13 protein-coding genes are annotated in these 20,906 nt (G+C 61.6%); 5 read left to right on the top strand and 8 right to left on the bottom strand.

What is annotated here, in order from left to right:
- Nucleotides 1-245: 245 nt before the first annotated feature.
- The 4 genes from dnaK to CVS29_RS04845 all read left to right on the top strand — a co-directional run bounded on the left by dnaK (nt 246) and on the right by CVS29_RS04845 (nt 4,282).
- Nucleotides 246-2,111 carry a molecular chaperone DnaK gene (dnaK, locus tag CVS29_RS04860; protein WP_110105201.1) on the top strand — a complete coding sequence of 622 codons (1,866 nt, stop codon included), beginning with the start codon at nt 246-248 and terminating at the stop codon, nt 2,109-2,111.
- A gap of 2 nt (nt 2,112-2,113) precedes the next feature.
- The gene (locus CVS29_RS04855; RefSeq protein ID WP_110105200.1) at nt 2,114-2,707 is read left to right on the top strand and encodes a nucleotide exchange factor GrpE; all 594 of its coding nucleotides are present in this window, start codon (nt 2,114-2,116) and stop codon (nt 2,705-2,707) included.
- 103 nt (nt 2,708-2,810) lie between these two features.
- Nucleotides 2,811-3,797: a DnaJ C-terminal domain-containing protein gene (locus tag CVS29_RS04850; protein ID WP_110105199.1), complete on the top strand. Its 987-nt coding sequence runs from the start codon at nt 2,811-2,813 to the stop codon at nt 3,795-3,797.
- 44 nt (nt 3,798-3,841) lie between these two features.
- Nucleotides 3,842-4,282 carry a heat shock protein transcriptional repressor HspR gene (locus tag CVS29_RS04845; protein WP_110105198.1) on the top strand — a complete coding sequence of 147 codons (441 nt, stop codon included), beginning with the start codon at nt 3,842-3,844 and terminating at the stop codon, nt 4,280-4,282.
- 188 nt (nt 4,283-4,470) lie between these two features.
- Here the strand turns inward: CVS29_RS04845 and CVS29_RS04840 are convergent, their stop codons facing one another.
- The 7 genes from CVS29_RS04840 to trmB form a co-directional block, all read right to left on the bottom strand.
- On the bottom strand, nt 4,471-7,872 hold the full coding sequence (locus CVS29_RS04840; protein WP_110105350.1) for a DEAD/DEAH box helicase: 3,402 nt from the start codon (nt 7,870-7,872) through the stop codon (nt 4,471-4,473).
- 276 nt (nt 7,873-8,148) lie between these two features.
- Nucleotides 8,149-9,393, bottom strand: a complete 1,245-nt coding sequence (locus CVS29_RS04835) for an MFS transporter (RefSeq protein WP_110105197.1) — start codon at nt 9,391-9,393, stop codon at nt 8,149-8,151.
- A gap of 13 nt (nt 9,394-9,406) precedes the next feature.
- Nucleotides 9,407-10,153, bottom strand: coding sequence for a respiratory nitrate reductase subunit gamma (gene narI / locus CVS29_RS04830; RefSeq protein WP_110105196.1), 747 nt, complete (start codon nt 10,151-10,153; stop codon nt 9,407-9,409).
- 3 nt (nt 10,154-10,156) lie between these two features.
- On the bottom strand, nt 10,157-10,777 hold the full coding sequence (narJ, locus tag CVS29_RS04825) for a nitrate reductase molybdenum cofactor assembly chaperone (RefSeq protein WP_110105195.1): 621 nt from the start codon (nt 10,775-10,777) through the stop codon (nt 10,157-10,159).
- The gene (gene narH, locus CVS29_RS04820; RefSeq protein ID WP_110105194.1) at nt 10,774-12,504 is read right to left on the bottom strand and encodes a nitrate reductase subunit beta; all 1,731 of its coding nucleotides are present in this window, start codon (nt 12,502-12,504) and stop codon (nt 10,774-10,776) included. The genes narJ and narH overlap by 4 nt, the downstream gene beginning before the upstream one ends.
- On the bottom strand, nt 12,504-16,217 hold the full coding sequence (locus CVS29_RS04815; protein ID WP_211315089.1) for a nitrate reductase subunit alpha: 3,714 nt from the start codon (nt 16,215-16,217) through the stop codon (nt 12,504-12,506). Before CVS29_RS04815 ends, narH begins: the two co-directional genes overlap by 1 nt.
- 348 nt (nt 16,218-16,565) lie before the next feature.
- Nucleotides 16,566-17,507, bottom strand: a complete 942-nt coding sequence (gene trmB, locus CVS29_RS04810; RefSeq protein ID WP_110105349.1) for a tRNA (guanosine(46)-N7)-methyltransferase TrmB — start codon at nt 17,505-17,507, stop codon at nt 16,566-16,568.
- 327 nt (nt 17,508-17,834) lie between these two features.
- Here trmB and CVS29_RS04805 point away from each other — a divergent pair, with 327 nt between their 5' ends.
- Nucleotides 17,835-19,601, top strand: coding sequence for a DEAD/DEAH box helicase (locus CVS29_RS04805; protein WP_110105192.1), 1,767 nt, complete (start codon nt 17,835-17,837; stop codon nt 19,599-19,601).
- Nucleotides 19,602-19,719: 118 nt separating this feature from the next.
- Here the strand turns inward: CVS29_RS04805 and CVS29_RS04800 are convergent, their stop codons facing one another.
- Entirely contained in the window at nt 19,720-20,853 is a 1,134-nt protein-coding gene (locus CVS29_RS04800; protein WP_110105191.1) for a cation:proton antiporter, read from the bottom strand.
- Nucleotides 20,854-20,906 lie beyond the last annotated feature (53 nt).

Genomic DNA, 20,906 nt, shown 5'->3' with positions numbered 1-20,906 from the left:
CAGGCCGGCCCGCCCGTTGCTCAAGTACCCCAGAAAATAGTGGTGCAGACCACCAAAACCGACCATCCGACGCAGTACGTGTTCGCCTAAAGTGAAAGTTGAGCCAACTACACTCAACTCTATTTGACACCGGGATGAGTCTGAGTAAAGTTGAGTGCAGAACGCTCAATACCGCTGGTGAGCGAAACCGCACCCTACCGGGCAGACGGAAAAGTTTAGGCAGCGGCCCATGAAAGGAACCACTTATGTCACGTGCCGTAGGTATTGACCTCGGAACCACCAACTCGGTTGTATCGGTCCTGGAAGGTGGCGAGCCCACCGTTATTGCCAACGCTGAAGGCGGACGCACCACACCTTCCGTTGTTGCCTTCTCCAAGACCGGCGAAGTCCTGGTAGGCGAAATTGCCAAGCGCCAGGCCGTCAACAACATTGACCGCACCATCTCATCCGTCAAGCGCCACATGGGCACTGACTGGTCCATCGCGATCGATGACAAGAAGTACACGGCGCAGGAAGTCTCCGCCCGTATCCTGATGAAGCTCAAGAACGACGCCGAAGCGTACCTGGGCGAAAAGGTCACCGACGCTGTTGTTACCGTCCCGGCCTACTTCAACGACGCCGAGCGCCAGGCCACGAAGGAAGCCGGCGAAATCGCGGGCTTGAACGTGCTGCGCATTGTCAACGAGCCCACCGCTGCCGCGCTGGCTTACGGCTTGGAAAAGGGCAAGGAAGACGAGCTCATCCTGGTCTTCGACCTCGGTGGCGGAACGTTCGATGTTTCCCTGCTCGAAGTTGGCAAGGACGAAGACGATTTCTCCACCATCCAGGTGCGCGCAACCTACGGCGATAACCGCCTCGGTGGCGATGACTGGGATCAGCGGATCGTTGACTTCTTGCTGAACCAGCTCAAGGTCAAGGGCATTGACCTGTCCAAGGACAAGATCGCCCTGCAGCGTCTGAAGGAATCAGCTGAGCAGGCCAAGAAGGAACTCTCCTCGGCCTCCAGCACCAACATCTCACTGCAGTACCTCTCCGTTACCGCTGACGGACCGGTGCACTTGGATGAGCAGCTGACCCGCGCCAAGCTCCAGGACCTGACCAAGGACCTGCTCGAGCGCACCAAGAAGCCGTTCAACGACGTCATCAAGGAAGCCAACATCAAGGTTTCTGACATCGATCACATTGTGCTCGTTGGTGGCTCCACCCGCATGCCTGCCGTCGTAGAACTGGTCAAGGAACTCGCTGGGGGCAAGGAGCCCAACAAGGGTGTCAACCCGGATGAGGTTGTGGCCGTTGGTGCCGCACTGCAGGCCGGTGTGTTGAAGGGCGAGCGCAAAGACGTTCTGCTGATCGACGTCACCCCGCTGTCCTTGGGTATTGAAACCAAGGGTGGTGTCATGACTAACCTGATCGAGCGCAACACTGCTATCCCCACAAAGCGTTCCGAGACCTTCACCACCGCTGATGACAACCAGCCCTCGGTTGCCATCCAGGTCTTCCAGGGTGAGCGTCAGTTCACTCGCGACAACAAGCCGCTGGGCACGTTCGAGCTGACCGGTATTGCACCGGCTCCGCGCGGCGTCCCGCAGGTTGAGGTCACCTTCGACATTGACGCCAACGGTATTGTGCACGTTTCCGCCAAGGACAAGGGCACCGGTGTTGAGCAGTCCATGACCATCACGGGCGGCTCCTCACTGTCCAAGGATGACATTGAGCGCATGGTTCGCGAAGCTGAAGAGCACGCAGCCGAGGACAAGGTACGCCGTGAGGCAGCTGATCTGCGTAACTCCGCAGAGCAGCTGCACTACTCGGTGGACAAGGTCCTGGCCGATAACGATGACAAGCTCTCCGACGAGGTCAAGAACCCTGTCAAGGAAGATGTCACCGCTTTGAAGACCGCTCTTGCAGGCGATGACGATGCAGCCGTAAAGACCGCGTTTGAGAAGCTGCAGGCTTCACAGTCCTCGCTGGGCGAGGCCATCTACGCCGCAGCTGCCGCTGAGGGTGCAGCGGCCGACGCCGGAGAGCCTTCCGAAGGCGCTGCTGGTGCAGCGGCTGCTGACGAGGACATCGTTGACGCCGAGATCATCGACGAAGACGAAGCGAAGTAAGTATGTCTGAGTCCGTAAACCCCGAAGAGGTCCCGGAGGACGCCCCTGTTGGCGAGCCCGCCCAGACCCCTGCAGCCGAGAACTCCGCAGCCGAGGGAGATGCCCTGGCCCAGGCCGAGGAGATCCTCAACGGCGTTGAGGTTCCGGCGGAAGAATCCGTGGCTCAGGGTAGCGAAGCTGACGAGGTTATTGAGCTAAAGAATGACCTTCTTCGCTTGCAGGCCGAGTACGTCAACTACCGCAAGCGTGTTGAGCGCGACCGGGCAGTTGCCGGCCAGATGGCTGTCATTGGCGTGCTGAACTCGGTGTTGCCCGTGATGGATGACATCGACGCAGCACGCGCCCACGGCGATCTGGTGGATGGCCCGTTTGCGGCCATTGCCACGAAGCTGGAAACAGTGTTGAGTACCTATGGCTTGGAGAAGATCGCCGCCGTTGGTGTTCCGTTCGACCCCACGGTCCACGAGGCACTGATCCAGCAGCCCGGAGCTGATATTGAAGTTGACACTGTCAGCCAGGTGCTGCGCAACGGTTACAAGTCCGGCGAGCGTATCCTGCGCGCCGCACAGGTGATCGTGGCAGTTCCCGAAGCCTAATCCCCACGCCCTCCCTGGCTGAATCCGCTGGCGCGGATTCAGCCAGGGCCCTCGGGCGCGTGGGCCCAAGCATTACCCCACAAATTTTTAGGAAGGAGGCGTCTTGGCAAGTCAGGATTGGGTCGAGAAAGACTTTTATAAAATCCTTGGTGTGTCCAAAGATGCATCGGAGGCCGAGATCAAGAAGGCCTACCGAAAGTTGGCCCGCAAGTATCACCCGGATACCAACTCCGGTGATCCCCAAGCGGAAAAGACTTTCAAGGACGTCTCCGAAGCGTATTCAGTGCTTTCCAGCAAGGAAGACCGCGAGCAGTACGATGCCATCCGTGCCATGGGTGGAGGCGCCCGGTTCAGTGCCGGCGGCGCGGGCCATAGTGGCGGAGGTTTTGAAGACGTCTTTGGAGACCTCTTTGGTGGCGGACGTGGCGCACCCCGCGGCAATCCCCGGGGGAATCCGGGGTTTGGCGGCTCCGGCCTACCGCCGGAATTCGCAGACCTTTTTGGTGGCGGATTTGGCGGCGGTGGCGGTTTCCAGCCCACACCCACCAAGGGTGCAGACCGAACTGCCAGCACGTCCATCTCCTTTGGCGGCTCCATCCACGGAACCAAGATTGCCCTGCGTGAGCCCAATGGTGAGGTCATCGATGTGCGCATCCCCGCGGGCATCAAGGATGGCCAGAAGGTCCGGGTCAAAGGCAAGGGGCAACAAGGCGCTGCCGGCCCCGGCGACTTGATGGTCACAGTCAATGTCAAAGCCCATGAGTTCTTCCAGCGGGACGGGAACAATATCCGCATCCACGTCCCGGTCACCTTCCCGGAAGCCGCGCTGGGAGCCGATATCAGTGTCCCCACCCTCACCGGGGACACGGTGCGCGTCCGTGTTCCTGCCGGGACGCCGTCGGGCCGCACCTTGCGGGTCAAGGGTGCCGGCGTCAAAACTAAAAAGGGCGACGGTGATCTGCTCGTCACGATCGACGTGGCAGTTCCGCAAAAGCTCAGCAAGGAAGCCGAAGAGGCGGTGCGCGCCTTCGCCCAAGCAACAGCAGATGGCGATCCTCGCGCAGCGTTGGCGGAAAAAGCCAAACTCTAATCCCCGCCTGCCCGATTGGGCCCACCGTTGGAAAGGAAATTGCAATGATTGTTGATCAGTATGCCCCCATCTTTGTGATTTCCGTGGCGGCCGAATTGGCGGAGATGCACCCGCAGACGCTGCGCCAGTACGATCGTTTGGGCATCGTTAAGCCCAACCGTGCTCCGGGACGGGCTCGCCGGTACTCCCAGCATGACGTGGAGATGCTCCGCGAAGTGCAGAGGCTCTCTCAGGAGGGCGTGTCGCTGGAGGGAATTCGGCGCATCATGGAGTTGGAGAATCAGGTTGATGCGTTGCGGAGCAAAGTGCTGGAGCTAAGCCAACAGCTCGAAGCAGTGAGCGCCGAAATGGAATCGCGGCCGCTACGTGCCAATAGCAGGGTTTTTGCCGCAGGACTGACAGGCGGGGACATTGTGGCCCTTGCCCGCGGACAACGTCCGCGCCCTCGTAGCCAGGCCATGGTGATCTGGCGCCCGCAACGCTAGTCCCCACCCGCTCCCCGGACTCGTTCCTCGGCCGGGGACCCTCGCGGGCGTGGGCCCACCACCCGCTCCCCGGACTCGTTCCTCGGCCGGGGACCCTCGCGGGCGGGGGCCCACCACCCGCTCCCCGGACTCGTTCCTCGGCCGGGGACCCTCGCGTGCGTGGGCCCACACAGATGTTTGACGTGAGGCTAGTCGCGGAACAGGCCCGCCAGATCCGTGGCTGTCAGGGCCCCGCTGGAGAGCGAATCCCCACTCATGACATCCGAGAACAGTTGCGATTTCTTCGCCTTCAGGGCCATGACCTTTTCCTCGATGGTGTCCTTGGCAACCAGCCGGTACACCATGACGTTCTTCTTTTGCCCAATACGGTGTGTACGGTCCACGGCCTGCGCCTCAGAGGCCGGGTTCCACCAGGGATCCAGAATAAAAACGTAGTCAGCCTCGGTCAGGTTTAAGCCGAAACCACCAGCTTTGAGGCTGATCAGGAACAGCGGGGCGTCACCGTTCTTGAATTCATCCACCACGGCGGCCCTGTTCCGGGTACCACCGTCCAGATAAGTAAAGTCAATGCCCTCGGCAATGAGACGCTCCCGCACCTTCCCCAGAAAGCCAGTAAACTGGCTAAAGATCAAGGCGCGGTGGCCTTCCTTGACCACATCCTCCAACTGTTCAAAAAGTACATCCAACTTGGAGGAGCGCACACCGGCCTGGCCCTCATCTACCAAAGAGACATCCAAACTGAGCTGACGGAGCAGGGTCAGGGATTGGAAGATGGTGAAACGGTTTTTGTTCACATCCTCCAGCAAGCCCAAAATCTTGGCCCGTTCACGCTGCAAATGTGTTTGGTAGATCTTCTGGTGGCGCGGGTTTAGTTCAACTTCTAGAATCTGCTCCTGCTTGGCCGGCAGGTCATCAATGACTGCTTCCTTGGTGCGGCGCAGCATAAGCGGTTTGACCCGGGCACGCAGCTTGCCCAGCAGCTCGGAATCGGCGTTCTTCTCAATGGGACGTTGGTAGAACTCAGCAAAACGCTTGGGGCTGGGGAACAGGCCCGGGGCCACAATGGAAAGCAGCGCCCACAGTTCCATGAGGTTATTTTCCATGGGAGTACCCGTGACAGCCAGTTTGAAGGGTGCCTTCAATTTACGCACACACTGGTATGCCTTGGACTGGTGGTTCTTGACGAACTGGGCCTCATCCAGGATCAACCCGGCAAACGGCTGCATCGCGTATTCGGCAAAATCTATGCGAAACAGTGCGTAGGAGGTGATGACAATGTCCGCTCCGGCAAAGAAGTCCGCTGACACCAGCCCTGACTTGGCAAAGGTTTCTGAAACGGTGACAACCTTTAGCCCCGGCGCGAACTTCACGCTTTCACTGGCCCAGTTGCCCACCACGGAGGTGGGTGCCACTACCAGGAACGGCTCCGAATGGCCGGGGTTATCCGCCTTCACTTGGCATATCAGCGCCAGTGTCTGCACGGTTTTACCCAAGCCCATATCATCAGCCAGCACGCCGCCAAGCCCGTAACTGTACAAAAAATGCAGCCAGTTGAAACCCTCAAGCTGGTACGGGCGCAGAGTTGCATGTAAATCGACAGGAGCCGGCAGCGGCTCGGGTGGGCCGCCGTCGAGCAGCCCGGAAACGGCCGCACGCCACGCCTGCGCCTGCTCATCCACAATGCCCAGTTGGGCCAGCTCATCCCACAACCCGGCCTGGAAGCGGCTGATGCGTAGCTCGCCGTCCTTGTTGTCATTGAGGCTGCGAGCCTCATCAATCAAGGCACGCAGCTGGTGCAGTTCGGGGCGGTCCAAGGAGAAATAGGCGCCGCTGGGCAGCAACATGCGGGTATTGCCGGCGGCCAAGGCGGAGAACACGGCAGCAAAGGAGACGTACTGGCCCTCGAGCGTGATCACAATGCCCAGATCGAACCAGTCCCGCTCATCCGTGGCCTTGGTGGAAATAGTGACAATGGGAGCCTCAGTGACCTCGCGGTAGCTGGCAATATCTCCAGTTGTGCTCACCTCAACGCCGGGCAGCTCCGCCAGACGTGGCAGGACAATTTCGGTGAAGGTCAAGGTGTTCAGATCACTCAACGCCGCAGTGGCCGCCAGTGTAGGATCCCCCCACGCATGATTGGCTGCCACGCCCATGGCAGTGATGTCCTCCCACGGCGCGCCCACACTGGCCAGCAGACGGGCCTCGGCGCCAGTGTCGCGAACAGCAGTTTCCCCCAGATCGGGCCACAGCGGCAGCGACGTCACCCGGGCGCCCACAGGGTAGTGCCATTCCCAGTGCAGCCGCACGGTATGGTCACTGCCGTAGGCTGCCAGCAGGGACAACGTGGGTTCCGTGTAGGCCGGCAATTCCACGGAATTATTGGCCGAGACCACTGGGGCGGTCTGCTTCAGGGACGGGTAGAAGTGGGTTAGGAATTTCTCCCTGGCCTGCGCCGGAATGTGGATGGCTTCCTTGCGCAGCGCAAATTCGAGCAGTTGCGGGGACGTTTCCCCCGGCAGCGGAGCCAGTGTAACGCTGCCACGGACGACGGCGTTGCGGCCTTGAGTAGCGGCGGTTGCTGTTGCATTGGGGTCGGCCGGGTCGGAAAAGAACAGGCCATAGACGGGGGAGCCAATCTGGCCCACGATTTCGGCGGTGACGGGTGCGCCCTCGAGCTCTATTAGCGGGCCAACATCCAAGGCGCCAGAGTCATCCTGGGTCACGTCCAGCTGCAGCGTCACGGCTTCGCCACTGACCCGGATGGGATCGCCCGTGCCGGAATGAATGAGCGCAATCCCGCTCTTGTGGGCTGTGCCCAGAAGCTGCCACAGGTTCCGGCCGGCAAAGTCGTTCAAGGACAGCCACGCCCCGGCATTTCCGTGATTAGTTTGGCGGGGGCTATGCGAGGCCAGGAACTCGGTGAGCCACTCAAGCTGGGTGCGATCGTGGGCTCCACCGTAGGAGAGGTAGCCCAGCGTTGACCAGCTGACACCGGATTTGACCCACTTGCCGCGGGTTCCCATGACCACGGGCCGGACGTTCAGGACCGGCTGGGAGGGAACCGTACTGCCCCGGCCCCGGTAGGAAAAGCGCGGCGGGGGAACGTGAAGTTCAAACTGCAGGCCCAGAGCGGGAGTGTCCGGGCTGGGGGCGGAGGCTGCGGGGGGCAATAGCGCCGAAAGGGCGGCCTCCCAGGAGTTATCTGCAGTGATCTCCGTGCTCGGGGCAGGTGCAGACTTGCTGTCCTTGGCCTTGGCCAAGAGAGTTTCTAGGAAGGTGGGTTCCCGCGGGGATTCTTCCGGGACAAAAAAGTCAGTGAATGAGGGATCGTGTTCGGCCGCAGCAATCAGTGCCACCACGTGCTTACAGTTTTGCCGGATAGAACAGTTGCAGATACCCACCCGGCAGGCGATGACGCCGTCGTGCTCACGGACCAGTTTGGCCGTGGGCCGGTACACCTGGGTGCCTGTCACCTTGCCGGAGAGCAGGCCCGTTGCCGGTTCCAACACAATGTCGCTAACGCGGTCCTCATCGGCGTAGGCGCGGCCGGCGGCAATGGAATTCTCAGTAAACTCGGCGATCCGCGTCATCAAGGGCGAGCCAGCGGAGGAGTACGTCACGGAACTTATCCACCTGTCGGTTGGGGATGACCCTAGGCGAAGGACCACATCTATCAATCCTACGCAGTATTGGCGGCCATTTTTTACCTAGGGGCTGCTCTGCGCCAAAATGTGTAGCAAAAAGTTTCCCGCCATGTCAAAAACGGGAGCGGCGTGCCGGGCAGGTGCCCGGCATGCCGCCTGCGGGTTTGAGGAAGGGCAAGGAGGAACAGGGTAGAAGGAAAAGGGGGAAAGACAGGGGGAGGACTATGGGATGGCCGAAGTCACTGGTGATTTTGCCCGGTCTTTAACAAAGAACAGCGCGAACAACAAGGCCACCATGGCGGTGACAACCAGAAGTGAAAGACCAATGGCGTACTTGTAGCTTTCGGCGTCGGGGTTGTACGTCATGCCCATGATCAGGGGCGGGAAGTAGCCGCCGAGCCCGCCGGCGGCACTGACGATGCCGCCCACAGTTCCCATTTTTCCTTCCGGGGACAGTTTGCCCACCCAAGCAAAGACGCCGCCGGTGCCCAAGCCAAGCGCTGCAGCCAGGCCAATGAAGATGGGGCCAGCTTCAACGTCAGCCGCTGGTTCCATGGCTACCAGGAAGCCCAAAATAGCCACACCCGCCAACGAAGCAATGACAACGGGCTTGGACCCTATTTTATCTGCCAGCACACCACCAATGGGCCGGGCAAGCACGGCAGCTAGGGCAAATCCGGCAGTTCGGGCTCCGGCTGAGCTCGGGTCAAATTCGTAAACATCGCGCAGGTAGGTGGGCAGATACGTTGCGAAGGAGACAAAGCCGCCAAAGACCACCGCGTACAGGAAGCACAGTTTCCAGGTGACAGCCAGCTTAGAGGCATCCAGAAGCTTGGGCAGAACGGGTTCCTTGCTGGGTACCCAATCGGGTGCGTTCTTCATGAAGAACCAGACCAGGACCGCCATCACAGCCAGCAAAACAGCAACGAGCAAGTGAGTGGGCACGTAGCCAATGGACTTCACCAGACGCGGGTTCAAGAACGCGGCTAGGGCGGTTCCACCCATACCGGCACCAAAGACGCCCGTGGCGAAGCCGCGCCTAGCTGGTGGGTACCAGGCGCTGACAAAGGGAATGCCCACGGCAAACACAGTGCCCGCCACACCGAGTAAAAACCCGCCAATGAGGACAATCGTGAAGGAGTTCAACGACCCGCCCAAGGCGACCAGAAGAACTGTTGGAATGGTGGCAAGCAAAACGAACGTGAAAAGGGCGCGTCCACCGTGTTTGTCCGTCATGGCGCCCACCACTATGCGCCCTAGCGAGCCCACAAAGATGGGCATAGCCACCAGAACGCCCATGACCCCTGCAGAGAGCTCCATGTTGTGGGCGTAGTGCGTGCTCAGGGTGGCAATCATGTTCCAAGCCCAAAAGGCCACCACCGAAGCTGCAGTGGCCATAACTAAGTTCAGAGCTTGGCCCTTAACTGCTTGTTGGGCAGGCGCGGGTGCGGATGTTTCTCGTGCCATTCTCTCTCCTGGGCTAGCGGTGCTGGGTGTCGCGGTCGTGGGTGCCAACGTCGGACCAGCCGTGACGGTTTGCCACGCTGGCCCCCTTGTCCCGTGAGCGGTAGACGATGTAGGGCCGGAACAAGTAGTGCAGAGGGGCTGTGAAGGCGTGAACCAAACGGGTAAATGGCCACACCATGAACAACAGCATGCCTACCAAGGTATGAAGGTGGAACGCGAACGGTGCCGCAGCCATGGCGGCCACATCTGGCTGGAAGATGAACAACGAACGGAACCAGGGCGAGACGGTGTCCCTGTAGGTCAGGTCATGAGAGGGCCAGAACACGCTGGCCAATGTGGTCCACAAGCCAAAGATGATCGCAGCCACCAGCACCACGTACATCATCTTGTCGTTCTTGGTGGTGGCCATGAAAACCGGGCCGGTTTTGCGGCGGCGGATGATGAGGATGATGATGCCACCCAACGTCCCCACTCCGGCAATGGTGCCAACAAAAAGCGCGTTGAAGTGGTACAGGCTCTCCGTCATGCCAACCGCTTCGGTCCATGACTTCGGGATCACCAGACCAAAGAAGTGCCCGGCAATGACGGCCAATAATCCAAAGTGAAAGATGGGCGAGCCAATCCGCAGCAGCCTGGACTCGTACAGCTGGGAGGAGCGGGTGGTCCAGCCAAACTGATCAAACTTGTACCGCCACAGGGAGCCGCCCACCAAGATGACAACCATGACGTAGGGCAGCACGCCCCAGAGGAAAATATCCATAGCTCATGCCCCTTTCATGGGCAGCAGCCGGGGGTCGTAAGGGTCCAGACCCACGGATTCGGTGGGCGGGCCGAAGCCTGCCATCCGCATGACGGCTTGTTCATCTGCCGGGGAGGCCCCGGGCAGCGTGTTGCAAACGGCTTGCACAATCTCGGTGTGCGCCAAGTCATCACGCAGCAGCCCAAATTTGATCAGCTCAAGGCTGGGCCGGTACTGCTGCAACAATTCTTTACCTGTGGCCATGTCAACGGTTGCCGCGAATTCAAGCACCATGGGCAAAAAGTCGGGCAATTCTCCGCGCGTGTTCACCAGGGTGTCGGAACCGCGGTACACCTTCTTGAACGCCCCGAGGACCTCGCCGCGGCGGCGGGTATCGCCGTCGGTCCAGTAGGAGAGGTGCAGGGCGTGGCGCTTGCCGAGATCGAACTCTGCGACGTACTGGCTCTGCAGCGCCATCAAATCATTGTCTTGGAAGGAATCAAGCACCACGGCGAACGGGGCCAGGGCTCCGGGGAACTCGCCGAGTGCGGCCCGCATGAGCGGAACCCGTTCCAGCAACAGCTCATCCGGGTAGGACAGGCACCACGCCGCAGCCAGGAACGTCACCTGATCCTTGCGGCTCATGAACCGCCACCGCCTTCGATCGCGCTCTCGAGGTCGCCCTCACGCTCATCGCGGTCCGGCTCGGTGGGGTGATGCTGGGGGAACAGTCCGGCAGGTGCACCGTTGCCATCCCAGTTGAGCAGGTTCACACGCCCACGGAGGGTGTCTGCCCCCGCGACGGAGTCGGAGGTTTGGCGGTCTCGCAACGCATTGAACGTTTCCACGGCAACCGGGGTGGGGCGTCCGCTTGCTTCGCCGAACGGGGAGTCTCCCATGGCGCCCATGCCGGGTCCGCCGTCGAAGTCCAGGGAGCACCCCATTTCCTCCAGGTCATGTGCCTGCTCGGCGTGTGCCTTCGGGATCACATAGCGTTCCTCATACTTGGCGATCGCCATCAGCCGGTACATCTCATACATTGTTTCCCCGTCCATGCCCACCGAGGCAGGAATGGATTCATCGGGATCGTTACCCAGAGAAATACCGCGCATGTAGGCCCGCATGGCGGCCAGCTTGCGCAGCACACCCGTGACAAGCTCCGTGTCCCCGGCGGTGAACAGCTCCGCCAGGTACTCCACCGGGATACGCAAGGCGTCAATGGCGCCGAACAACACACCCGAATCCTCCGCGTCGTGGCCCTGATCGCGGAGCAGGTCAACCACGGGGGAGAGCGGCGGGATGTACCAAACCATGGGCATGGTGCGGTATTCCGGGTGCAATGGAAGAGCCAGCTTGTATACCTTGGTCAGCGCATACACGGGAGACTTCTGGGCAGCATCGATCCAGTCCTCGGCGATGCCCTGCTCCCGGGCGGCCTTGATGACGGCGGGATCGTTGGGATCCAGCAGCACATCCATCTGCGCCTGGTACAAATCCTGCGGGTCGGTGACCGAGGCAGCAGCGGTGACGGCATCGGCGTCGTACAGGAACAGTCCCAAGTACCGCAGCCGGCCAACGCAGGTTTCAGAGCAGACGGTGGGCAGGCCCACCTCGATGCGCGGGTAGCAGAACGTACACTTCTCGGCCTTGCCGGTCTTGTGGTTGAAGTAGATCTTCTTGTACGGGCAGCCTGTCATGCACTGGCGCCAGCCGCGGCACTGGTCCTGATCCACCAGAACAATGCCGTCCTCCACGCGCTTGTAAATGGCGCCGGACGGGCATGAAGCCATGCAGGAGGGGTTCAGGCAGTGCTCGCAAATGCGGGGCAGGTAGAACATGAACGTCTGCTCGAACTCGAACTTGATCTTGTCCTCGGACTCGCGGCGCACCTTCTCCACGATCGGGTCCAGGTGACCCATTTCCTCGGTGCCGCCCAGATCGTCATCCCAGTTGGCGCTCCATGTGATCTTGGTGTCCTTGCCGGTGATCAGGGACTTGGGCCGTGCCACGGGGAAGTCATCGCCCAAGGGGGCGTCAACGAGGGTTTTGTAGTCGTACGTCCAGGGCTCGTAGTAGTCCTTGAGTTCGGGCTGGATGGGGTTGGCGAATAGGCCAAACAGCTTCTTTACACGCCCACCGGCCTTGAGCTTGAGGCGGCCGCGCTTGTTCAGCTCCCAGCCGCCCTTCCACTTTTCCTGATCCTCGTAGCGGCGTGGGTAGCCTTGTCCGGGGCGGGTTTCTACGTTGTTGAACCAGACGTATTCCACCCCTGCCCGGTTGGTCCATGCCTGCTTGCACGTGACGGAGCACGTGTGGCAGCCAATGCACTTGTCCAAGTTCATGACCATGCCCATTTGAGCCATTACACGCATTAGTACTGCACCTCCTGGGAACGGCGACGAATAGTGGAAACGTTGTCTCGCTGGTTACCTGTTGGGCCAAGATAGTTGAACGCGTAGGTCTGTTGCCCGTAGGCGCCAATCAGGTGAGACGGCTTGACCAACAGCCGGGTCAGAGAGTTGTGGATGCCGCCGCGCCGGCCGGTGGCCTCGGACTTGGGCACATCGATAGTGCGTTCCTGGGCATGGTAGACGTACACCACACCCTCTGGCATGCGGTGGCTAACCACGGCGCGGGCCACGAACACACCGTTCATGTTCACCGCCTCCACCCAGTCGTTGTCCATGACCTTGATGGACTTGGCATCCTGCGGACTCATCCACACCGTGGGACCGCCACGGGAAAGCGAGAGCATGAGCAGGTTGTCCTGGTACTCGGAGTGAATGGACCACTTGGAGTGCGGGGTGAGGTAGCGCACCACCACCTCCTTCTCCCCGTTGGGGCCGAACTTCGGCTCCCCAAACAAACGCTGCATATCCAGCGGTGGGCGGTAGATCGGCAAGGCCTCGCCAATATCGATCATCCAGTCGTGATCCAGGAAGAAGTGCATGCGCCCGGTGAGCGTATGGAAGGGCTTGAGCCGTTCGATGTTTTGGGTGAACGGTGAGTAGCGCCGCCCGCCCGTCTCCGAACCCGACCATTCCGGGGACGTGATGACAGGAACCGGCCCGGCCTGGGTCATGGCGAAGGAAATGTGTTTTTCTTCGCTGCCCTCGGCCAGATCCGCCAGCTTCACACCCGTGCGCTTCTCCAACTCTTTGAAGCCCGCAACGGCGAGTTGGCCGTTGCAGGTGCCGGAGAACGTCAGGATGGCCTCAGCCATTTTCGCGTCCGTGTCAATGGCCGGGCGCCCGTGTGCGTAGCCGCCCATCATGACCCCGTTGGCTTTGGCCAGGTGATCCAGGGCTTTGTCCAGCTTGTAGTTGACGTCCTTGACCGTGAAGCCGAGCTTGTCTGCCAGGGGCCCGACGGCGGCCAGCTTGTGGGCGATGGCCGTGTAGTCGCGCTCCACAATAGTGAAGTTGGGCATGTTCGCCCCCGGTACGCCGTCAATACCGTCTTCGCGCCAGTCGCTGACCACCCCGCCTGGCTGGGCGATCTGGCCCACGGTGTCGTGGATCATGGGCACGGTCACCAGGTCCTTGCGGGTGCCCAAGTGCTTTGCCGACTGCCGGGAGAATTCCTCGGCGAGGAGGTGGAACATCTCAAAGTCGGTTTTGGTTTCCCACGGCGGATCGATGGCCGGGGTGAATGCGTGCACAAACGGGTGCATGTCAGTGGAGGAGAGATCGTGCTTCTCGTACCAGGTGGCCGCCGGGAAAACGACGTCGGAAAGCAGCGTGGTGCTTGTCATGCGGAAGTCCGCGGACATCAAGAAGTCCAGCTTTCCTTCAGGACCCTTCTCATGCCACTTGACAGTTTTTGGCTTCAGCGAGGCCTCACTGTCCTGACCCATCACGTTATTGTGCGTGCCGAGCAAATTGCGCAGGAAGTACTCGTTGCCCTTGGCGGAGGAGCCAAACAGGTTTGAGCGCCACAGGATCAGCGTGCGGGGCCAGTTTTCGGGGGCGTCGATGTCCTCGATGGCCAGATCCAGTGCCCGGCTCTTGAGCGACTGCGCCACCCACGTCTTTTCATCGGGTGCCTCACCGGCGGCGACCGCCGCGATGGCTTGATCGGCGATATCCAGCGGGTTTTTGTCAAAGAACGGGTAGAACGGCATCCAGCCAAGCCGGGCGGACTGCGCCAGGGCGTCAGCCGTGTGCATGCCGTCCAGGCTGCCCGTGGACAGGGGCGATTTCAGCGCATCGGCCGAGTACCCGTCCTGGCGCCACTGGTCGGTGTGCATGTACCAATAGCCGGTGCCGATCATTGTCCGCGGCGGGCGCGACCAGTCAAGAGCGTTGGCAAGAGACACCCACCCGGTGAGCGGACGAGTCTTTTCCTGGCCCACATAATGGGCCCAGCCGCCGCCATTGCGACCCATGCAGCCGGTCAACATGACAAGGGCCAAAATGGCACGGTACGTGGTGTCGCCGTGGAACCACTGGCAGATGCCGGCGCCCATGATGATCATGGAGCGGCCCTTGGATTGCTCGGCGTTGCGGGCAAATTCGCGGGCTATGCGGATACAGGCCTGGGCGGGGACCGAGGTGATCTCCTCCTGCCACGCCGGGGTGTAGGGGGTGGATGTGTCGTTGTAGTCCTTGGCCCAGTCGCCGGGAAGGCCTGGGCGGCCCACACCGTACTGCGCCAGCATGAGGTCATAGACGGTGGTGACAAGGTGCCCGCCCACCACAGTGGTGGGGACGCCGCGCCGCAACACGGAACCTGCCCCGCCCGGATCCTCAAAGCACGGCAGAAGGACTTCTGCGGACTCCGTGGAGACTTCCTCCAGGCTCAAGGCCGGTTCGATGCCGGTCAAGTCAAGGTTCCACTTGCCCTCACCGGTCTTGGAATAGCGGTGGCCCAGGGTTCCGTTGGGGATGATGGCCGTGCCGGAGACCTTGTCAAAGAGCATCGTCTTGAACGCGGCGTCCTCTTCGAGCTCATTGCCGGGGACGAAGGCGGCGGTGAGGAACTTCCCGGCGTTGTAAGTCCCGTCGTTGTTCTTCTCCAAGCGCACCAGGAAGGGAAGGTCGGTGAACTGGCGCACGTAGTCCTGGAAGAACGGGACCTGACGGTCCACGAAGAACTCCTTGAGCGTCACGTGGCCCATGCCCATGGCGAGGGCGGCGTCGGTGCCCGCCTGGGCCGGGAGCCATTCGTCGGCGAACTTGGTGTTGTCCGCGTAATCGGGGCTGATGGCGATGACCTTCGTGCCGCGGTAGCGGACCTCAGTCATCCAGTGCGCATCAGGGGTGCGGGTGACGGGTACGTTGGATCCCCACATCATCAAGTACGTGGCATCCCACCAGTCCCCGGACTCCGGGACGTCCGTCTGATCGCCAAAGACCTGCGGGCTGGCGACGGGAAGATCGGCATACCAGTCATAGAAGGAAGTCATGACCCCGCCCACGAGCTGGACAAAACGGGTGCCGATGGTGTGGCTGACCATGGACATGGCCGGGATTGGGGAGAAGCCGGAGCAACGGTCCGGACCGTAGTTCTTGATGGTGTTCACGTGTGCGGCGGCGGCAATTTCCAGGGCCTCAGCCCACGAGGTGCGAACCAGACCGCCCTTGCCACGGGCGTTTTGGTACTTTTTGCGTTTTTCCGGGTCCCCGGCAACCTCCGCGAAGGCCAGGACGGGGTCCTTCAAACGGGACTTGGCCTCACGGTACATATCTACCAGCACGCCGCGGGCATACGGGAAGCGGACCCGGGTGGGGGAATAGGTGTACCAGGAGAACGCTGCGCCGCGGGGGCAACCGCGGGGCTCATACTCGGGGCTGTCCGGGCCCACGCTGGGGTAATCGGTCTGCTGGGACTCCCAAGTGATGATGCCGTCCTTGACGTAAACCTTCCATGAGCAGGAGCCCGTGCAGTTCACGCCGTGCGTGGAGCGCACCACCTTGTCATGGCTCCACCGGTCCCGGTAGAAGATGTCACCGGCCCGGCCGCCCTCCCGGAACACGGCGCGGGAATCAGCGCTCTCGTCCCACTTGGTGAAAAAGCGGCCCAGTTTTAACATCGCGTCCGACGCCGGTCCATCGACCCCAGCGACAATTGGTTCAGCAGTCATGAGCTCACCATATGTGGCTTAGAAGAGGTTTTCTACAGCCCTTGGAATAGTCAACGTTAGGGTGTGCTAATTCTGATCTAATTCTTGCCTAATTCATGCGACTTTAACTTGCGGAAGAGGAATCTGGCCCCTTTGGGTCATTAAAAATGACGCCCACTTGTGTAATTATGACGCCCGTTCTGTATGTGCCCGGGTGGGGTGCTAAGGGGCGCCACTGTGCCAGCTGCGCCGTTATAGAAGCCCGGCGGGCGCATACGTTAAACAAAAAAAGCGGGGTGGTCCGCTGCATGAAGCAGTGGACCACCCCTTAGCCCGCATGGCGCAGTGGCCAGGACGGTGCCGGTGGTGTTAGTTCCGGCGGAAGGTGAGATCGAAGATGACTCGCCCAGCCTTATGCGCCTTGCTCTCAAAGCTGGTCAGGATGCGCCCGTCAAAGCGGGGGGCCCAACCGCCCACTAGGTCCAGGTCCTGGCTTTGCTCGCAATCAACTCCGCTGCGCCGCGCCTCGGTGAGGGGGCCGTGCGCACCGGTGCGCTCGCCGTCGTGCAGGTTGCTGAAGTCAGGGGAGGCAATGCCCACCTGAAGCATCTGCTCTGCATAGGCCGACCAGTCTGTGGCCAGGCGCCAGAAGCCACCTTCCGTCAGGACTCGAGCCACGAGCGGGGCGAAGGTGTCCTTGACCATGCGGCGCTTGTTGTGCTTGGTCTTGTGCCAGGGGTCTGGGAAGAACACCCATACTTCGCTGACGGAACCCGCCGGGAGCATGGAGCTGAGAACTTCCGGCGCATTCGCCTGGACCACACGGACGTTTTCCAGCCCGTTGGCAACAATCTTTTGGATGGTCTGAGCCAGCCCGGGCGTGTAGACCTCCACCGCCAAAAAATCCTTGTCAGGGTTTTCCTTGGCGGCGTGGATCACGGCATCGCCTAGGCCGGAGCCAATTTCAACAACAAGAGGGGCTATGCGGCCAAACTCCGCCTGGGCGTCAAAAACGTAATCGGGATGCACCGATGTGTCAGAGATGTGGCGGGGAACGTCCACGGCCAAGGTATCGGAGTGGTCATCCCAGGCCTGCTGGCGGCGTCCCTGCAAACGCGTACCGCGGCGCACAAAAGAGACGGGCTGGGAGCGGTAGGTGCCTTCTGCGGCTTGGCTGCCCGGGGTAATTGGCCGTGCCGAACCGTCTTCGGTACGCGGGGCCCGCTGCTGGTCACTGGCGCAGGGGCCGGTGAGAGAGGCATCGGGGGCGGATGCGGGCAGTTCGGGGCTGGAAGCTGGGATTTCACTCATCACCATTAAGGGTACCGGGATTTTTTGTGGCGACTTCGTGAAATGGGCCGTATCCAGGGGTTGACGGGGCGGTGTTCTGTGCATGGGGCAGGCTCGCCGAGGGTGAGATGCGGCACTTTGGGGGTGCCCGGCGTCGTGCCGCTGATAGTATGAAAATACTTAATGTGCTTCAAGCGCATTCTGCGTCGATGAACGCATGCATCTAGTCCCGCAATGGGGTTGCCTTGAGGCAGCCGCGGTTGACTCGCTCTGGCATTGAATCGGCGAACCCGCGGTCAAAACTGATTGTGGGACGTTGAACCGCCTTACGAAAGATTCTCTCTTTACATGACAACTTTTGCTGCCCTTGGTGCGCCCAAGGAAATCGTTGCTTCACTCGCCGCTCAGGGCATTGAAGAAGCATTCCCCATTCAGGTCAAGACTCTCCCAGATACTCTGGCAGGACGTGACGTGCTGGGCCGCGGCCGCACCGGCTCCGGCAAGACCATTGCCTTCGCTATCCCGCTCGTTGCCCGTTTGGCCGAGCGTGAAGCCCCTTACTTCCGCAAGCCGGGCCGTCCCATGGGCCTGGTTCTTGCACCGACCCGCGAGCTGGCCACCCAGCTGAACAACACCATCGAGCCCCTCGCCAAGGCCATGGGCCTGAACACCACCGTCATTTACGGCGGCGTCTCACAGGCTCGCCAGGAAAAGGCGCTGCGCGCCGGTGTTGACATTGTCATCGCCTGCCCGGGCCGCCTTGAAGACCTCATGAAGCAGCGCATCGTGTCGCTGGAAAGCGTCGAGATCACCGTCCTGGACGAGGCCGATCACATGGCTGACCTCGGCTTCTTGCCAGTTGTGAAGCGCCTGCTGGACACCACTCCCACCCAGGGCCAGCGCATGCTGTTCTCCGCCACCTTGGATAACGGCGTGGACAAGATTGTCCAGCGCTACCTCTCCAACCAGCTCACCCACTCGGTGGACGAGGCCAAGGCCGCCGTTTCCACCATGGAACACCACGTCCTGGTGGTCAACGATCAGACCGTCAAGAAGCAGGTCATTGTTGAATTGGCATCCGGCGCCGGCCGCCGTATTCTCTTCATGCGCACCAAGCACCACGCCCGCAAGCTTGCCAAGACGCTGACCGACGCCGGTATCCCCGCCGTTGACCTGCACGGAAACCTTTCGCAGAATGCTCGCGATAGGAACCTTGCCGAATTCTCCACAGGAGATGTCCGCGTCCTGGTTGCCACCGACGTTGCCGCCCGCGGCGTGCACGTTGATGACATTGAATTGGTCATCCACGTTGACCCGCCCACAGAGCACAAGGCATACCTGCACCGTTCAGGCCGTACCGCCCGTGCCGGGTCCGACGGCGTTGTGGTCACCTTGACGCTTCCCGAGCAGCAGGGCGACGTCAAGAAGCTCATGCGTGCAGCAGGCGTTGACGTGAACTTTGAGCGCGTCACCACTTCATCTCCCGTCATTGCCACTTTGGTAGGCGACGTTGCGGACAAGATCGATCCCCGCACCCGTGCGGCTCTCCTAGCCTCGAAGCAGCCTGCCCAGGGCGGCGGCACCTCAACCGGTGCAAACGCTCAGCGCAAGCGCGCCCGTACCGGAGCTGCCCCCACCGCTGGTGGACGTGGCGGCCGAGGCGGCCGTGGACGCGTTTCCGCCGACTCCAACGAGCGCGGCGCTGCTACGGGCAACCGCGGCGAACGCCGCGAAGGTGTTCAGCAGGGCGCACGCCCGGCCGGTTCAGGCCGACCGGCACGCTCCGGCGAGGGCCGACCGGCACGCTCCGGCGAGGGCCGACCGGCACGCTCCGGCGAGGGCCGCCCCGTACGTTCCGGTGAGGGCCGCCCGGCCCGCGACGGCGACGTGGCACGCGGACGCCGCGCACCTCAGGGCGGCTCACGTGAAGGCGCTGGATCACGCGAAGGCGCCGGTGCACGCAGCGGATCCAGCGTTGCCTGGTCCTCCAACACGGGTGGCACCTCCGGTGGCAGCTACAACGCCAACGGCGGCGACAAGTCCCGCCCGGCACGCTCCGCTGGCGGAGCCCGCCGCGCCTCGGCACCTGCCTCAAACCAGCGTCGCGGCCACTAGCCTTTACACGAAACCGACCCGCAGTAGTGGTCGAAGAATCCCGGAAATTCTGGGGGTTTTTCGACCACTACTGCGGGTCGGTTTTATTTAACGGCGGCGAGCTTTGGGCCGCTGGAATTCAAGCCGTCGGTTTTCGGGAAACAAAGCGGCTCCCCGCCACTGTCGCCGCGGCCATGGTGACGAGGGCGCCTAGGACAAGCGCCGCGGGTTCACCAGGGGACAACAGGTTCTGCTGGATGCCAATCGTGGCGGCCGCAACGGGCACGCCCAGCTGCGATGCCGACAAAACCGCCAGCGGCAGCGGCTGACCCAGGAGGCGGGTCAGTGAGTGGACAGCGATGGCGCCAAGCCCCAGTGCCAGCCCAAGCAGCACCATGGGCGGATGGGCGGCGAGCTCGTTGAGGTTCAACGATGCGCCCAGCCACAGGAAAAACACCGGCCCCAGGAACCCCTCGGTGAGGGCAAAAAGCTGCCGCGCCAGCCTCCGGGGCTCTCCCACCCCCGCAACGGCAAGGCCAAACGCGAACCCAGCGAGCATGATGGAGACGTGTCCCCACACTGCCAGCCCCGCCAGCGCGAACAAAATGATGAGCTGGATGCGCAGCTCCAACGCGAACTTGCGGCGCTCGGACACCTTGTGGAAGCGCAGGCGGAGACCCTTTTGGTCAGCTTGGCGGAGAATGAGAAATACGACGGCGGCACCCGCCAACACCGCCAGCGAACCGAGTGCGGCCCGCCCCGCGGTTGACGGGTTCAGTGCGAGCGGCAGGGCCACAATCGCAAGGGTGTCGGCTAAGGCCACCTGCGCCGTCATGGCCAGCACGGAGGGACCGGACAACCCCAGCGAACCGATGATTGGCAGCACCAGGGCTGCGGAGGATGAGGTCAGCAGCACAGCATAAAGCGGGGCATGGCCGTTGCCGAAGACGGCTGCAAGCCCGATGCCCACGGCGGCCGCGGCCACCGCCACCACCACGAGAGCCACGGCACCGCTGCCAAGCGCCGACCGAATTTGTTTGTCTCGGATGGGCACGTGGGAACCGGCCACAAACATGATCAACGCAAATCCTATGTCGGCAAGGAAGGTGAAGGTGGAATCGCTCGGAACCACAAGGTTCAGGCCCGTTCGGCCTATAAGAATGCCGGCAAGCAGCTCACCAATGACCACAGGGATGTGCCATTTTCGCGGCAAGGCCAACAGTGGTCCCAGCAAGGCCACCGCACAGATCATGGCCAGAAGGGGCAATGTCATGGCAGGGCCTGGCAGGTGGCGCGCAAAAATCGCGGGTTCATGTGCTTATTGTG

Source organism: Arthrobacter psychrochitiniphilus (assembly GCF_003185915.1).
GTDB lineage: Bacteria > Actinomycetota > Actinomycetes > Actinomycetales > Micrococcaceae > Specibacter > Specibacter psychrochitiniphilus.
The sequence above is the reverse complement of the archived record's forward strand: the minus strand, read 5'-3'. Positions and strand labels throughout refer to the sequence as shown.